Consider the following 13,562-nt stretch of genomic DNA (forward strand, 5'->3'; position numbering starts at 1 on the left):
GCTTTATTGTAGGTGGGCCAGTTGGTGATTTTGAACTTTTGCTTTGCCACGGAACGGTCTGCGTTGTCGGGAAGATGCGTGATCTGATCCTTCAACTCAGCAAAAGTTCGATTTATTCAACAAAGCCATGCACCTGAAGAAAGTGGGCTTTCAGATGGTATAGAGGTATCGCTTCCCTCATTTTCAATCTTCACACCAAAGCAGGCATGTTCCTTTTGTACAAGGAAGGTTTCTTTTACAGAAACAGAATCCTGCTTTGAATTATCTAATTGTAGAGGTGTTAAATACTCCTTAAACTTTTGATCTAAGACATTCTCTAGCAATACATTAATAGGAGGCTTAGGTTCAGTATCTATAGTATTTCCATCATTCAGAAACCTATTAAGATCTGCAAGTGTTAATCTTTCGTTTAAACCATTTATAAAATTTGCCAAGTCAGGAAATAAATTATTTAATACCAACCCGGTACTAATAGCCGACCTAATTAAATCCAGTTGGTCACCCCTATGACAAAGTTCTGTTTTTTTCAAGAAACTATAAACATAGGGTGCTTTTCTTTCGGATATCCAGAAAGACCGGATCTGAATCCGGTCGTTATCTGCCTTATTTGAGATAGGGTATTTAGCCATGTTCTAGCTCATTATTCTGAATAAATAGTATCAGCAATTGCCAAAGATAATGCGAACTGCGGATTGTCTACCATGATAACTTTAGCCGTTTCAAAATGTTTACGAATAGCTGTTTCGATGAGATATGAACCTCCCCCAACAAGGAAAACATTATGAGGCCTCTCTTCGACTTGTGTAACCGCTCTGATTACTTTACTTTGCAACTTCTGTACCGCAGAGTTTACCGCATCAAAAACACCGTCACGCTTGTCCTCTGCAACCTTCAAAGCTGATTTATCATGACGATTATCAACAAGATGATGAATGTAAGCATTACTCGTATTCAGTTTCTCAGATTCAAGATACCTGCTGATCTCATCGTAAACAATAGAACAACCAATACGGTCAAAACCTTTTACTTTCGAAATCTGTTCTAATTGCCCAGTAATACTTGCAACATCAAGAGTAGTACCACCAAGATCAATTACCAAACTTGATTCAAATGAAGCAATATCCTCAATTTCATCTGCCCGGGTCACAGCTGGTAAAGATTCAGGGAAAACAGTCACAGACAAAACGTTAAAAGAATAGCGTTTACCGTCAAGATAACGCTCTACTGGTTTCATCAGATTATCTTTTTTTCTCTGAATATTTTCAATATTCGTTTCCCCTAAAGCAGTATAGAACTGGCTAAGTGGTAAAGTAACAAAGAGGTGAACATCCTGAGGAACTAAACCAGAAGCATGAAGTGCATGGTGAACATTTAACCGGCTAATTTCATCGTATTGGTGAGATACATCAGTCGATTCCAGTGAGTTACTAGATTCGCTGTGATGCGAAAACCTTTCCAGCCCATCAATAAGATAGTTAAAAGGATTGAGACCCTCATGGCGAACACGGAAATCTGGAACAAAACTATTTTGTGTAAGCAAGGGAACTAATTCGTTTCTTTCATTAAGACAAACCAGTTTTGCAGCTTTACTTCCATCATCGACAACGATTTTTAAAGCTTCAGTGATATCCTGCACTGATGGTGAAACAGGACTTTCAGATTTTAATAGTTCAGCCATAAAAACTCTCTTTTATTAATAGGACCATATTAGATATTAACTTTATACATTAATGGTGACCTATTATCAACATTAACACTATTAAAAAAATACGTAAGTCTATGTTATTTCAGCATCCTTCCATTTTAAATACCTTACCGTTAAATTTCCTGTATTCATGTATTAACCATGTTTATAAAGGAGCCAATTATAATCAGAAAGTTACTTTGCATCCTAAGTATGAACTGTTTGAGAGCCAGGACTGGGGCCTTTACCTGTAAGTAACAAAGGTCCTTAGGCTTAGAATCCAAAATGACGCCTTTTTGTAAAAAAATCATAGTTCGAAATACCGTATCATCGATGTAAACATACGTAGAGGAATTTATGGCAGCTGAGCACGTCCAAACTATAGACCTTACAAACTTCTCCGGAAGGATTTTCTTTCTGGCAGATCCTCATGGACATTACTCTGCGCTGTGCAACTTGATCCAATCAGTTACAAAGCCAGAAGAAGAGATAGTAATTTTCTCTACTGGAAATTTGTTTGACTATGGGCCGGAACCCATAGAATTGATGAAGGCGATAAACAGTGGCTTTTTCGATGGACGTTTTGTGAGGCATTTCTCAGCTGCCGGAGCCGGAGAAGAAATGTTAAAAAAATTGTTACCATTAAACAAAGACCGGAGAACATTTTACCCCAGCACATACCTCAATGAGAGATGGTGTGTAATGGGCGGAAAGTGGCATAAAGCTGTGAATCGTTACTATTTAGAGGAAGAGGTAAAAAAACTTCTTAATACCCAGCTTGGTACGATGATGCAGATTTTACTAAAAGGCGATATAAAAATTGGGGTTTGCCCTTCTGATTACGCCCCTATCCGCACATCATTCACTGATACTTATAATGCGCTTCAAGCATTCAACTATGCCAATGTGAATATTTTTCAGAGCCAGTTTCTATTCGGTATGGACCATGCCGTAATACCAATGATGATAAATGACGTCAACCTTATGGTCCTAGGTAGGAATCCTGTAAACAGCATTCGAAAAGCCCATGGTCGTACTCAAAACAATCTTCCAGTACTGATCGGTAATTGTTTGCATATAAATACTGGATCACTCTATATGTCAAAATTAGAAGACCAGGTAATAGTTGCTCCGGGTATACCGCAAACTGACTCACCAGCACTTACATTAGTAGAAATAATCATGAAGAACAATCCAGTTTTATTGTGTCATCAGCTAATACAAACAACAAACAAGTTTTATTCACTTAAAACCTATCCTTTAGAACTCGATTCGATTGAAAACAACATTGAGGTAACAAGATGAAGATAAATTGGAAGATTATCTCAATTTCAACATTACTTTTGCATCTTCACGCAGCAGCTGCACCACATCAAGAGAAAGAGCATAGAAAAGATGCTTTTTCTTCTGCCGCACAGAAAAGTGATTCACTTATATCTGCTAAAGCGGAGCTTATAAACGGAAGGTGGTTTATAAATGGTAAATATAGGCCTGTTCTAAAGACCAGCATGACCAAAACCAATTTCTTAGAAATCATGAATGTTTCAAATAAAGAATCACTTTTTATTGTGATACCAAAACTTGAGTATAATATCATTGCCAAAAATAAAATCTTACTAAATGAAAAAATTGCATTAAGCGAAGGCACATCCGGAAAAAGCATTGTTTGGGTCGAGCCAAAATCAAGTCTAACTATATCGTTTATAAATGACCTTGCTAATACGCCCCTTCAGGCTATCGTTTCGATCACAAGAAACAACAAAGATATAATTGCCATCTTTGGACCGGATCAGGGTAAAGGGTTTACTCTTCCCGGAAATACGTCTAATGATCAAGTGTCCGTTCCTGACTATTCTGACCTAAATATAAAAAAACTTAACATACCTCAAAGTGTTGGTAATTCAGTAACCATCAATCCTAAAGAGAAGAATTACCTCTTAGTTGGACAAGGAAAATATGAAATCTTATCTCTTCCTAAATATCAACATTTAGTATTTTCTGAACCCGTTTATATTGAGAAAAGAAAAAATATCCTCGGTGGTTATGGTTATTGGACGAAAGAAACAATTCTCTACCCCGGTGAATCATTATCTTTTATAACGAGCGCCAAAAACAATCTAAGGAAGCGGGATGATTAAAGTTATCACACTTTTATTGTTTGCATTACTGACTGGTTGTCAGTCAGTAGAAAGTAAAATCGAAGAACTCCCGACAGTTGGTTTTGACCCTATTCTATACAATAAAAGTGAGGCCTTTACTGACGGAAAAGTTACTTTACGTGTCGAAAGTTCAGGAACTGATGTTTGGCTTGTCGCCAAGAATGGAACCAGAAGTTTTATTGAGCTTTCAGGCCTAACGCTAGGTGGTAGTCGTTGTGCTTACAATGCCCGTAGTAAGCAACTTTTGCCCCCAGGCAGCGTAAGCACATTCGTAGTTCCTACGGTTGGAATGCTTGGACTTTGCTTCAACAATGAAGATCAACTTATGTTTATTAACCGTGCTTTTAGCAGAATCTCTCCCAAAGCAAAAGGAAAAGATTCGCTTTCGCTTTTATTTTCTGTTAGTTACGATTTTCCCGGAAAAGCGGACCTAATTACTAACCACGATTTTCAAGAGTTATATCTTTTATTTTTGAATGAGGATAATCTATGAAACAAACATTAATTGTTATTTTAATATGTTTTTGTCACACGGCTTTAGCATATCCATACCGTATCTATACTGTCCCGGAAGGGGCATTAGTAAAAAACATACTAACTAATGAATATCTAGGAAAAACCCCTGTGGTTGTGGACGTGAGCAATACCGAAGCTGGTTCTACTTTTGGGATTTCATTATTTAGACATGAAAATGTTGCTATAAAGATTTTTACAGTAATGCCTTCAGCAGAAAATAATTTTGCTGTTTCTGGACCTGACGTTGCAACTATGTCATTGCCGGGAAAAGCACCTTTAAACGTAGTAAATGATGGGAATGGCGCTTCTGTTCATATAGAACTAAGACCTTATATGTCTGAACCTGCGCACACCCCATATTAATATAACAAGAAATTAAAAATATAAATCATATGAACTGCATCATAAAGATGCAGTTCAATATTTATTCTGATACTTTTAATTTTTCTTTTATGAACTCCTCTAGTTCCTTAATAAAACCCGCATTTATCCTATTGAATTCAAAGCGAATTTTTCTACCAGTATTGTTTTTACTGATTCTTGCATACTTATCTTTGTTATCAAAAGTAATAAGATCACTTGTTTCCCATTTTGTGGAATAAGTTTTTTCACAAACACTTTCCACAGATTGTGTGATTTTTTCCATTACAACTTTTTGAGCAACCTGGAGATCTCCAATGTCTAAATCTTTTGTTTCCTCTTTAACATTATCTATTACTTCATCTAAAGGAAATAGATTTTTTTGCACATATTTCTGTAAACGAGACAAGCGACTATAATAGGAGTTCGGGATTCCTTCATAATCCGGGAATAAAGAGATCAATGTTTCGTCAATACGGGCCGCCTGGATTCTTTTGGCTACCGATACATGACTAATCCCAAGATATGCTGCGAGTTCTTCATTAGTAGAAAATCCTTTTTCTTCCATTTTTTTGATAAATTGAAACCCAACTTCTCTATATGAAAATTTTCGAGATGTTTGTGCTGCGGATATAATTGAATTTATATCATCTTCGGTTAGTTCATCCGGAAGAACCCACAGGGGGAGATCCTTTTCTGCCTTTATACAGCAGAAACGTCTGCGACTTCCTTCTATTAATAAATAAACCCCATCTCTTTTTACAGCGATCCCTTCGGTATCGACCCCTCTTTCTTCAATCTGCTTAAGAATATCTCTAACAGAATAATCTGTAAGGGCTTCTTGATTTCGTGGGTTCGCTGGATGGACTAAGGTCTCCTTCTCCACTCTCTGGGCTGGAACAATCACATGTTCCGCTTCAAGTCTCCGGCCCTTATGAAGAGTGAATAACTTTTTTATGCGAGGTGCTGTTTTCAAACCCGCAAGACCTGAACGGTGACCGACTTCTGTCCGCTTTGGTGCGTTTAAATATCGAGATTTATCATTCCCGATATGTTGCTCATCGCTCATGCGTTAACTCCTTGCTTAGCTGAAAAACTTTTTATTTCATTTATAAATTGCTGATATACCTGTAATACAGATTCTTCTGCGACATCAAGCTGCTTTGCGGAACAAAGTTCCTCTGATTTTTTGATATCAAGCACTGTACGCCCTTTGGAAGCAGCTGCCTTAAATGCTTCAGAATTTTTTATGTTAGCGGACATCAAAAGGTCCTGAACAGTTCTGATTAATTTATCCAAAACTATTCTTTCATATGGACTTTTGTCATCTACATTGACAGCAAGAACTTTGAACCATTTTAAATTGTCGCCCTTACTTGGTGATTGTTTAAACCTTTCACTTATTGTAAGCATGAAGTCTGTAGTAGAGGCGTAATCATATTCACGTGGTGACACTGCGACAAGAATCCCATCGGCCGCTTCGTCAGCAGCCCAGATCAAAGGTGAATCTTCAGGTGGAGTGTCTATAATAATCAAATCATAGTTCTGCTTCAGTACCGGTAAGATAACTTCCTTGAAACGTAGTAACAAAGACGTACGTTCTTCTCTAGAACATTGCCAGTATTTATCTTTAAAACGAGCATCTGTCGGAAAAGCCGTTATTACGTCCAAGTTTGGCAGATGCGTTGAAAAAGGCATATTAGTGATGATTTCTTCTTCAGAGAATCCTGAATCTAAATATTTTTTATACTCAGAATTTTCTTCATAAATTCCAAGGATTGCATCAATTGCTGTAAGGAAGACATCATCTTCTGAGACACTTTGAATCATGCTGCTTCCAATCGAACCTTGTGGGTCCCATTCGATCATTAATACACGTGCATTGAGTTGTAGATCTAAAGCAGCTGCTACTGCTAAAGCTACAGATGTAGTGCTTTTCCCTGTACCGCCTTTATGATTCTGAGTAACAATAGCTCTGCTAAAGTAATGATCGCGGTACTTGGGATAACCCAGGGCATCCATTATTTTTTGAACATCCCAGCGGGTGTAAAGATGATTTTTGTTTTGATAAATAGGTGCACCAACAAGTTCTTTTTCTTCTAAGTCCGAAAGTATTTTATTGAACGTTACTCGTGACTTCCCAAAAAAATCAGAGAGATTTTTTTTATTCAAACAGTGGTTATAGATCAGTCTATCAACACCATCAACACTATCATCAGAAACAGATACTCTTGATGAAGCCATCAGAGATTCCTTTAGAGAAATCTGCTCGCTTTTCATGCGCTGACCAACGAGGGCGATCTTTTCAAGTAAATTCATGGTTATGACCTTTTTGCACTGAAAACCGACTTTTACGCATATATGTAAACTTTACGTATAATGCGTCCATTTCCTTGTTATGCGTACAATTCTATCCTTAGTTTCAATCTTAAGCTAATGTTTGTTTACTTTTTTATGATTTTTTGTGAGCTTAACTTGCAGATGTGAGCTCAGACTCTCTAGTCCATACCTAATGCACAACCTGTTTAAACCACGATTCTTGTCTCCTTCTCTACGCTTTGAAGTTAAGAGCTCCATTAATGAATCTTCACGCCTACCCTATTTCTTGCTTAGACCCTAAAATCTATCTCACCGGTGTGCTGATATACGTTTCCTAACTGTGAACCGTTGTCGTCAGTCCAGTCTAAAGATATGAGGTGTTAATCTCTTGAGGAGGCACACTACGAATTATGGGAGCAGAGTTAGCAACCTCACCCCGAAATGAAACCCAACTTAAGGAGGCAACCCCAGTGTGGAGATTAAGGGGGTTAAATCTGCCAGCGGCTGACAGTGTCCCAGCTGCTGCTCAGTCACACCACGCCCTGATTTAATCCCCTGCCCGGTATTGTAATGACCGAAAAAAACCCGTGCACTGGTGTCGGCAGACCGGCATGCATGAATATGACGTTAATCTGTATCAGCAGGCACTTTTCGCATAATGGGAGCAAGTGATAGCAACGCCGCCCAGAACGGAATGCCAACATCAGGACTGAACCCAAGTTTGGCGATTAAGGGGGTTAAATTTGCAAGCGGATGACAGTGCCCCCAGCTGCTGCTCAGTCACACCACGCTTGATTAAATCTCTCGCCAGGTCTTGTTTTGACCGAAAATAGCCCAAGCACTGATGTCGGCAGACCGGCATATAGGAATATGACGTTAATCTGTATCAGCAGGTACATTTCGCATTATGTGAGCAAGTGATAGCAACCCAGCCCGGAACTGAAGGCCAGCATGAGGACAGAACCCCAGTTTGGCGATTAAGGGGGTTAAATCTCACAGCGGCTGACAGTGCCTTCAGATGCTGCTCAGGCATACTACTCTCCCTGATATAATCTCCCATATGTTCTTGAGATCGTCGGAAATCGCCCATGCACCGGTGTCGGCAGACCGGTATGCAGTAATGTGAATTTAATCTGCATCATCAAGCACATTTCGTATTATGGAAGTAAGTGTTAGTAAACCAAAGCCCGCCCAGAACGGAAGGTCAACATCAGAACAGAATCCCAGTTTGGCGATTAAGGGTGTTAAATCTGCAAGCTGCTGACAGTGCCCCAGTTGCTGCTCAGTCACACCACGCCCTGATAGAATCTCCTGCCCGGAAATGTGATGACCGAAAAAAGCCCGTGCACTGGTGTCGGCAGACCGGCACGCAGGAATATGACGTTAATCTGTATCAGGAGGCACATTTCGCATTATGGGAGCAAGCGATAGCAACCCAAGCCCAGAACTGAAGGCCAGCATCAGGACAGAACCCCAGTATGGCGATTAAGGGGGTTAAATCCGCCAGTGGCAATAAGATCCCGAGCGGTGTTTAAGAAATATTTCCCGAAGGACAATCTTCCGCTCGTACGATGAATATAGTGTTCAACCCGGGAGAGGGATCACTTAACCTGCTTAGCCTAAATCTTACGTCATTCTCTAAACGGAGTTTAAGCTTAATGGTCCTGAGAAAGTTAAAAGGACTACCCATAATGACGGTTTGAGATGGCGAATAAGGGTTTTTTCTGCCAGCGGCTGACATTGCCCCAGCTTCTGCTCAGTCACACCACGCCTGATTAAATCTTCCGCCAGGTCTTGTTATGACCGAAAATTGTCCGTGCACTAGAGTCGTAAGACCTGCATACAGGAATGAGGCGTAAATCTTTATCAGGTGGCAAGGTTCGCATCATGGGAGCAAGGGTCTTGAACTGGAGGTTAACATCATAAAATCCCAGATTGGCGATTAAGGGTGTTAAATCTGACAGCGACTGAAAGTGCCTTCAGATGCTGCTCAGGTATATTACACCCTGAAAAAATCAAGCATCTGTGCTTGCGAATATCGGAAAAGGCCATGCACCGGTGTCGGCAGACCGGCATGGGCAATGAGACGTTAATCTGTATCAGCTGGCGCATTTCGTATCATGGGAACAAGTGTTAGCAACCCTCTCCAGGACGGAAGGACACTATCAGGACTGATCCCAGTTTGGCGATTAAGGGGGTTAAATCTGCCAGCGGCTGACAGTGCCTTCTGATGCTGCTCAGACATACTATGCACAGATATAATCACCCGTCCGTCCTTGTGATTATCGGAAAAGGCCATGCACCGGAGTCGGCAGACCGGTATGCAGTGATGTGACTTTAATCTTTATCAGCAGGCGCATTTCGTATTAAGGGAGCAAGTGTTAGCAACCCTGCCCAGGACGGAAGGACACTATCAGGACTGAACGCCAGTTTGGCGATTAAGGGGGTTAAATCTGCCAGTGGCTGACAGTGCCTTCTGATGCTGCTCAGACATACTATGCACAGATATAATCACCCGTCCGTCCTTGTGATTATCGGAAAAGGCCATGCACCGGAGTCGGCAAACCGGTATGCAGTGATGTGACTTTAATCTTTATCAGCAGGCGCATTTCGTATTAAGGGAGCCAGTGTTAGCAACCCTGCCCAGGACGGAAGGACACTATCAGGACTGAACGCCAGTTTGGCGATTAAGGGGGTTAAATCTGCAAGCGGATGACAGTGCCCCAGCTGCTGCTCAGTCACACCACGTCCTGATAAAATCTCCTGCCCGGTAATGTGATGACCGAAAAAAGCCCGTGCACTGGTGTCGGCAGACCGGCACGCAGGAATATGACGTTAATCTGTATCAGCAGGTACATCTCGCATTAGGGAGCAAGTGATAGCAACCCCGCCCAGAACTGAAGGCCAGCATGAGGACAGAACCCCAGTTTGGCGATTAAGGGGGTTAAATCCGGCAGCGTGAGTAAGTGCCCGTGCTGTGTTAAAGAAATATTCCCTAAGGACAATCTTCCGCTCGGCCTTTTGTATAAAGTTGTCACCCCGGGAGCGGGGATCACTTTACCTGCTTAGCCTAAATCTTACGTCAATCGCTATCCGGAATTTTAGCTTAATGGTCCTGAGCAAGTTAAAAGGGCTACCCATAATGACGTCCCCAGATGGTGATAAAGGAGTTAATTCCGCCTTCGGCTTACAGTGCCGCAGCTGCTGCTCAGCAACACCACGCCCTGATTAAATCTCCCGCCTGTCCTTGTGATGACCAAAAATAGTCCGTGCACTGGCGTCGTAAGACCGGCATACAGGAATGAGGCGTTAATCTTTATTAGGTGGCAGGATTCGCATCATGGGAGCAAGGGCCCTAGAACTGTAGACTAACATTAGAAAATCACAGTTTGGCGATAAAGGGGGTTAAATAAGTTAAAAGTCTTCGGTGAGCAAATTGGATAAATTTTCAGAAACCAAACCGTTAATAATAAACTTTTAGAAGAATGATTAAAGGATATTAAGTTTTGTATGCAAAATGACACCAGTGATCTGTTTTCACTAATAATGCCGCGCTACTTTGATTACCTTTGGTAAACAAAAATGTAATTTACGTGATTTTCATCTTATAATGTCAGTATTGAAGTTATAAATTTTGTTTACTTAATGCGTACACAACCTAACTGCGATTTGTATTTATGTCACTGTTTTTACACCACATTAATTATAAAACCAAAATTTGCAGCACAGTGATGAACTCATTAAGTCACAACCTCATTTGTTTACTTAAGGCATACAATAAAAAACCAGATTCTTATGAGACATCTGGTTTAATTATTTTTGCTTGAAGATATTTACTCTACGCGGCCAAACCCGCTGCTACTTCTTGAGCATAGAGAATTTCTATTGCCTCGCCATAGCTACAATTCTCGCGGCTTTGAATTTCCCATAATTTACTCCTGTCAGCACTATCCGTAGTAAAACAAAGCTCCATTTTCCGGTCTACGTATAACCGACAGATCTCTTGGAAGTTTTCGAACCTGACTAACATCTCTGAAAACACCTTTTTGACTGTACGAATATTTTTCATACGTTCATATTCTGCATCTGAAGTAGAAAAATATTTATTAGCCTTCATTGCTTCAATGCTTTCTTTTTCTTGTTTCATGATTATCTTCCAAGGCGAGTTAGCAGTCAGGGCCCGGCCAACAGAAGAAGTAAAATAATCTTCAAACGACTGTGTGATACAGATGCCAGCGCAGTTTGTTTTCCTGAACCTACGCCATGCCGCTTCGAGGAAGGAAGAGAAGAATTGGTTTGATTGATTTCCGGCACCTGATGAATTATCAGGACGAATGTACTCCCATGCTTCATCAAGGATGAACAAGCGACGACGCCCATCTTTTTTGATGAACATTGCATGCTGAGCAGCCTGAATGATAGACATTAATACAACTGTCTGAAGGTGGGGGGTGCCTTTTAGCTCCTCCAGTTCCAAAACAATAAATCTGCTGTCGAAGTTGATTGGAGGCAACGTATCGGTAAACCGGTGCCCATAAATTCCACCTTCGCACCATGCTCCGAGTTGCTCCCCAATATCCTTTATACGTTTGTCTTCATGCTTCTTGCAACGCAGAGCAAAGCCGGTTATTGAACCGGTCCGACCTGATTTTCTGGATTCTTGGTACTCTTCTGCAATAAGCTGAAGCATCACTGATTGTTGATAATCATCGATAAGGCCTTTCTCTGAAGCCATAATTTTTAGCTGATTCAAAACCATTATGGTCTGAGCAACTTTGTCTTTTTCTGCATCGTTTGAAGTTGATTCACCGGTAAATTCAGGTGCTTCGTTAAATACATCGTCGTTAACAGTGATGTCAGTTAGGAAGGCAAAGGGATTTAGGGTGAAGTCAGGGGTTTTACCGAAATCAATAAATTGACTGTTTGTATATTGTTCCGCAATCCCCTGGTAAGAACGGCCCACGTCCACAACAAATACTTGAGCACCGTCAGGATCATCATCTGGGTATTCGTTTTCTAAAAAATGCTTAAATGTTGAGCGATAATGAACGAGGTTATTAGATCGCGGTCCAGCTCCAAGATAGTTATTGATTAGATATGCTGTCCAGAATGACTTCCCTGCACCTGACGTTGCACCAATAACCATGTTATAGCTTGCAGAAGTCTTGAAAATATCAAGTCCCATGAGTTGACCTTCACGAGAAACTAAACTCAGTACTGGTCTATCTGTATTACCTTTCCAGGGCCCAAAGATCGGTGTCATATGAGCCGCTCCGGTGTTGCTCACTACTTCGGAACGGTCAAGGTCGAAAATTGTCTTTGGGTCATTGCACATTGGCAGACATGACATAAATGACGGGAAAACGATAAAGGAATCATCTGCTACTTTGACCCGGCTTTCGAGGTAAAAGGATTTGAGATCGTTAGCTGCTGTCTGCACAGAATTGGCATTACTACCCATAACAGTGAAAGTAAGATACCCTCTTAAAAGCTTTGCGCCATCCTCAAGCTCGCGAGTTACGGCCATGTAGTCATTATCCATATCCCGCAGGCGAGGGCAGAATGTGACAACTGAAGGTATACTTGCCTGTTTATTAGTGATTGCTTTGTAGCGGACGTTTTCTTTTGACAACTTGAGCGGATCGGCAAACTGAACAGTCTGAGTGATCATAAATGGGCTGAAAATTGTCTTACGTCCATGCATCCAGTTAACTACTAACTCATACATACAACCGAAATTGACGTATTCAGGAAACTTTACAACGGAAAGTTGTTTGAAGTAACGATGCTCAGATTCGTCGTCACTTTGTGTGACTGATGAGAAATGATTTTCTGTGACTGTATACTTACGGCCGGGAACGTTAACTTGTTCATTAAGCCTTTTCATAGTGTTAACGTCTATGAAACCTTCAGCCCACCGGGAGTTCTTTCCGGGGTTTACGACCTTATCTATACAATAGAGCCAGTTTTCTGCATCGACCTTAAACGGATGCAATCCAATCGTAATTAACTTACTTACAAGTTCAGAGTAAAGTGAATCGATACGCGAATGTTCCAGCTCGGTAGGAAGGGCAGACTGTAAAGGAATCGATAGCGAGATCCATACCTGAAAATCCCTCAACATAAGGTTATCATGATCAGGTTTTAAAGGCTTATGCATACTTCTGTCGTAGTAGTCCAACTGATAACCATTAAGCAGATCTGCTTTAAGCTTATCGTTCCCAGTCATACGCCCACCTCGCACAGCTGACCAAGCACTAAGCTGTAAAGTCAGGTCTGGCAATGCAGTCAGAGATATTTGACAGACAGTATCTGTAGGGAAATCCATTTTGAACATTTCAGCAAGAACATCTTGCTGATTATCAAAAACTCCAGGGGATGGATTACAGATAAACATAAACCCTAATCTGTTGCCATCAATCAAAAAATAGTGAGTCCCTGCTAATTGATCGTAAACAGGGATAAACCCACCTAATTGATGGCGATTTAAACCGCTATTGTAATTATTGATAGCTTCCATATTT

General features: G+C 40.8%; 11 protein-coding genes. 4 read left to right on the forward strand and 7 right to left on the reverse strand.

From position 1 onward, the window contains the following. From DD606_RS26465 to parM, 3 genes are all read right to left on the reverse strand, one after another. On the reverse strand, positions 1 to 95 hold a 95-nt coding region (locus tag DD606_RS26465; RefSeq protein ID WP_047353200.1), incomplete at its 3' end, for a hypothetical protein. Positions 96 to 116: 21 nt separating this feature from the next. After that, a complete protein-coding gene (locus tag DD606_RS14700) occupies positions 117 to 629 on the reverse strand; it encodes a hypothetical protein (RefSeq protein ID WP_001151875.1) in 513 nt (170 codons plus the stop codon). 11 nt (positions 630 to 640) lie between these two features. After that, positions 641 to 1,678 carry a plasmid segregation protein ParM domain-containing protein gene (gene parM, locus DD606_RS14705; protein WP_000818954.1) on the reverse strand — a complete coding sequence of 346 codons (1,038 nt, stop codon included), beginning with the start codon at positions 1,676 to 1,678 and terminating at the stop codon, positions 641 to 643. Between the two features lie 363 nt (positions 1,679 to 2,041). Between parM and DD606_RS14710 the strand changes: the two genes are divergently transcribed. Genes DD606_RS14710 through DD606_RS14725 form a run of 4 tightly spaced genes read left to right on the forward strand, consistent with a single transcriptional unit; the run spans position 2,042 to position 4,722 of the window. Beyond that, positions 2,042 to 2,989, forward strand: a complete 948-nt coding sequence (locus DD606_RS14710) for a metallophosphoesterase (protein ID WP_000718595.1) — start codon at positions 2,042 to 2,044, stop codon at positions 2,987 to 2,989. After that, positions 2,986 to 3,822 carry a hypothetical protein gene (locus tag DD606_RS14715; RefSeq protein ID WP_129258804.1) on the forward strand — a complete coding sequence of 279 codons (837 nt, stop codon included), beginning with the start codon at positions 2,986 to 2,988 and terminating at the stop codon, positions 3,820 to 3,822. Before DD606_RS14710 ends, DD606_RS14715 begins: the two co-directional genes overlap by 4 nt. Then, positions 3,815 to 4,336: a hypothetical protein gene (locus DD606_RS14720; RefSeq protein WP_000598517.1), complete on the forward strand. Its 522-nt coding sequence runs from the start codon at positions 3,815 to 3,817 to the stop codon at positions 4,334 to 4,336. The genes DD606_RS14715 and DD606_RS14720 overlap by 8 nt, the downstream gene beginning before the upstream one ends. Beyond that, a complete protein-coding gene (locus tag DD606_RS14725; RefSeq protein ID WP_000815011.1) occupies positions 4,333 to 4,722 on the forward strand; it encodes a hypothetical protein in 390 nt (129 codons plus the stop codon). The genes DD606_RS14720 and DD606_RS14725 overlap by 4 nt, the downstream gene beginning before the upstream one ends. Before the next feature lie 61 nt (positions 4,723 to 4,783). On the opposite strand, the gene DD606_RS14730 is transcribed toward DD606_RS14725, so the two are convergent. The 4 genes from DD606_RS14730 to DD606_RS14740 form a co-directional block, all read right to left on the reverse strand. Next, positions 4,784 to 5,788 (reverse strand): ParB family protein, encoded by a 1,005-nt coding sequence (locus tag DD606_RS14730; protein ID WP_001278838.1) that lies wholly within the window; start codon positions 5,786 to 5,788, stop codon positions 4,784 to 4,786. Continuing rightward, positions 5,785 to 7,038 (reverse strand): ParA family protein, encoded by a 1,254-nt coding sequence (locus DD606_RS14735; RefSeq protein ID WP_001050364.1) that lies wholly within the window; start codon positions 7,036 to 7,038, stop codon positions 5,785 to 5,787. The genes DD606_RS14730 and DD606_RS14735 overlap by 4 nt, the downstream gene beginning before the upstream one ends. Positions 7,039 to 8,166: 1,128 nt before the next feature. Then, entirely contained in the window at positions 8,167 to 8,328 is a 162-nt protein-coding gene (locus tag DD606_RS25980) for a hypothetical protein (RefSeq protein WP_001371949.1), read from the reverse strand. A 2,548-nt stretch (positions 8,329 to 10,876) separates the two neighbouring features. Then, positions 10,877 to 13,558, reverse strand: a complete 2,682-nt coding sequence (locus DD606_RS14740; protein WP_000387412.1) for a TraC family protein — start codon at positions 13,556 to 13,558, stop codon at positions 10,877 to 10,879. Between the last annotated feature and the right edge of the window lie 4 nt (positions 13,559 to 13,562).

The organism is Enterobacter cloacae complex sp. GF14B, from assembly GCF_004136805.1.
GTDB classification, from domain to species: Bacteria; Pseudomonadota; Gammaproteobacteria; order Enterobacterales; family Enterobacteriaceae; genus Enterobacter; species Enterobacter hormaechei_C.

Coding starts and splice junctions, on each gene's coding strand:
- DD606_RS14720 (WP_000598517.1), top strand. CDS start 3,815: ATGATTAAAGTTATCACACTTTTATTGTTTGCATTACTGACTGGTTGT.
- DD606_RS14740 (WP_000387412.1), bottom strand. CDS start 13,558: ATGGAAGCTATCAATAATTACAATAGCGGTTTAAATCGCCATCAATTA.
- parM (WP_000818954.1), bottom strand. CDS start 1,678: ATGGCTGAACTATTAAAATCTGAAAGTCCTGTTTCACCATCAGTGCAG.
- DD606_RS14735 (WP_001050364.1), bottom strand. CDS start 7,038: ATGAATTTACTTGAAAAGATCGCCCTCGTTGGTCAGCGCATGAAAAGC.
- DD606_RS14730 (WP_001278838.1), bottom strand. CDS start 5,788: ATGAGCGATGAGCAACATATCGGGAATGATAAATCTCGATATTTAAAC.
- DD606_RS14715 (WP_129258804.1), top strand. CDS start 2,986: ATGAAGATAAATTGGAAGATTATCTCAATTTCAACATTACTTTTGCAT.
- DD606_RS14710 (WP_000718595.1), top strand. CDS start 2,042: ATGGCAGCTGAGCACGTCCAAACTATAGACCTTACAAACTTCTCCGGA.
- DD606_RS14700 (WP_001151875.1), bottom strand. CDS start 629: ATGGCTAAATACCCTATCTCAAATAAGGCAGATAACGACCGGATTCAG.
- DD606_RS14725 (WP_000815011.1), top strand. CDS start 4,333: ATGAAACAAACATTAATTGTTATTTTAATATGTTTTTGTCACACGGCT.